Source organism: Marimonas arenosa, from assembly GCF_030848945.1.
Lineage (GTDB): Bacteria > Pseudomonadota > Alphaproteobacteria > Rhodobacterales > Rhodobacteraceae > Marimonas > Marimonas arenosa.
Window position 1 is genome coordinate 1 of record NZ_JANHAX010000016.1, and the last position, 264, is coordinate 264.

Consider the following 264-nt stretch of genomic DNA (forward strand, 5'->3'; position numbering starts at 1 on the left):
GCGAAACAAATGAATTTAATGTGGATATCAACTTCAAGCATTTAGGTACTTTAGATAGCTATGTAGTTACTGACGATCAAGGAAGTGAAGCTCAAACAGCTACAGAAGCAGGTGTATATACTTTTGGACCTTATGAATCATTAACTGAAGTTACATTTAATTTAGTAGCTGAAGATGAAAACTGTAATGCTACACAAAGTATTACATATAGATGTCCAAATGCAGGAGACAACTGTGAGAATCCTCTAATCGTTGATTCTTTAC

The 264-nt window shown here is 34.1% G+C and carries 1 protein-coding gene; it reads left to right on the forward strand.

Annotated elements, in window-relative coordinates; genetic code table 11:
- Positions 1-20: 20 nt before the first annotated feature.
- Positions 21-264: hypothetical protein (locus NO357_RS21295; protein ID WP_306737777.1), on the forward strand; the 244-nt coding region annotated here is incomplete at its 3' end.